2 protein-coding genes are annotated in these 2,247 nt (G+C 58.8%); both read right to left on the reverse strand.

The genetic code is table 11. The features are described from left to right. A partial coding sequence (locus tag YH64_RS29975) for a hypothetical protein (RefSeq protein WP_221935942.1) occupies window positions 1-435 on the reverse strand: 435 nt, incomplete at its 3' end. Then, window positions 435-2,247: T6SS effector BTH_I2691 family protein (locus tag YH64_RS30310; protein ID WP_221935943.1), on the reverse strand; the 1,813-nt coding region annotated here is incomplete at its 5' end. The genes YH64_RS30310 and YH64_RS29975, both read right to left, overlap by 1 nt.

The following is a 2,247-nucleotide window of genomic DNA, read 5'->3' on the forward strand; positions in this document are numbered from 1 at the left end:
GAAGGATTCCAGGCGGGTGAAGCGGAAGAGGTATTTGAAGTAGATGTAGGGTGCGCCGAGGCTACCGATCAATAAAATGATCAGAAGAATCGTGTCGTCGAAATCCCAGGTTTCCCATGTCGATAGCGAAAATGACAAGCACATGAGGTCGATGCCCGCGATCGTCGGCAGCGAGAAGAATGCTGATATTAATGTGATGAATCCTCGCTTTTCTTCCATAGCGCCGCAACGCATCTCGAGGATGGTATCGTCGCAGGCATATACCGGGCTTCTGATTTTTGCTTTGGCAAAGCGCTGAGCATGCACTCTTTGTTGCTCTGATCGCGTCGGATCCTCATAAATGGGCGGCGCCTCGTAAGGCGTGTCGGTATGAGCGTTAATCCAGGCGTCTGACTTGATGTTGCCCAGCCATGTAAGCCATTCGATCAAATACACTACAGCACCTCTAGCAATGCGCTATACAAAGCTGACAATTCGTCGGCGGTGTTGGGAAAGGGCGTGTTCCCGTCATAATCTTCGCCACGATAAAGGCAACGTTTGCACCATTTTTCGAGCGGGTCGTCATCGAAAATGCAAATTGCCAGGGTGGCGACCAATCCGACCAACGAACTGCGCAGCAGGACGTTTCGCATGAATAGCAGTACCGCTCGCCTTCCGAGCACGCCGGAAAGTGCTGCGGCCAGCGAGAGCGCTCCATGAACTCCCGTTCTTTCAACGGATCGCGCGGCAAGAATACGTAGCATCGGACCGGCGGCGGCGAAGGCAATGCTGGATTGGCTGCCCACCATCGCAAAGGCCGCGGCAAATCTGAGGTAGTACGCAGACGTCAACCTTTTTTTTGCTTCTTGCCGTGATTGGTCTGCGTCCTTCCAGTCATACCCCATCAACACCACCCCACCCACCGCCGCCAACGCGCCACCGACCAGCTTCAGCTGCCCCAGAAAGACCGTCGCTCCCGTTCCGGTGACGCTGGCGGCGCTGTAATGCTGCAATACCAACTCCGTCCCGGCCGCCAGTATTTCCGTACCCGCAGCACCCGCAAGCAACCCATGGGCGATCAACTCCCCCGCGCCGCGTTCATCGTCCGGCATATCCCGCACCCGCATTGCAATCAACGCCGCTTCAAAGAACAGCAACCAACTGCTGGCGCGCAGCTTGTAAAAGTCACTGCGATGGGCGTCCACAAGTTCGGTGGCAAATGCGAATCTGGTGTTCCGGCCAATCTGTGCGCGCAATTGCTTGGGATCCGCGCTACGCCCTAGTTTGGTCAGTTCGTCGATACGCAAGTTCGTGGCCCGCTTGCTGACGCTGGCCGCCAGCCAGCTTCGGGTGATGCCATGGAAGGCCCATTCCTTGCCGGTCGAGCCGTAGCGCAGGGATTGGCGGCCCAGGCTGGAATACCAGGCCAGGGCGCCGCCCGCCAGGTTCGTTTCGCCTGCGGCTGACAAGGCTTCGAACAATCCGTTCGCCTTGTCGAATAGATCAGCCAGATGTTGAACGGCGACGAACCCGGCCTGAACCTGCTGGATCATCCTGTCGTTAGACAGAATAAGATCACGCGCCTGGGTTTGCGCGTGAAGGCGCGCCGCGTCCAGCGTGCGTTGCAATTCCGCCTGAATCTCTGTTTGGTTCAGCGCAAAGCCGCGCATCGCCAGGTTGGCGCGGTCGGTCGGGTTTCCCGTCCACCATTGTTCGATCAGATCCGCCGTGCTTGCGCACCCGTCCGCGCCCAGCACGCATAAGCCCGTCTGGCCCGCAAAGCGCCAGCCGCTTGTCAGATCCCGGTCGTCGTAGACGTCCAGCGCGCTCAGCAGTTGTTCGCTGGTGAGCCATCGTTCGTGATCCTTGGCGCGCTTGGCGCCGACATTTTCGGCGGCCGCCGACACGGCGTCGAACGTCGTTAACTCCACGTCCATGTCCGCCACGCGCACCGCCTGCCCCGGTGTTGCCGGAGACAGATATTTGCTGTCGAACCTGCGCCGGTACTCACCGCTGTCCAGCTTCGCCTGCATCTTGGCGCGCATCGTGTCTTCGAACTGGGTGATGTACTGGTCTGCTTCGTTGTCCCAGCGTTCACGCTCGTCGTCGTTCAAGACCCAGTTACGGCCCATCGCCATGCCGGGGTCGTAAACCCTGGCGCGCTCGATATCGATGAAATGTTGGGCTTCCAGCGCCGCCGAGCGGGTTTCGAACTGCTGCTTGACGTCGATAAATGCCTGGGCCACCAAGACCTTGCGCTGGTTCTCA

The organism is Achromobacter sp. LC458, from assembly GCF_001005835.2.
Lineage (GTDB): Bacteria > Pseudomonadota > Gammaproteobacteria > Burkholderiales > Burkholderiaceae_B > Achromobacter > Achromobacter spanius_B.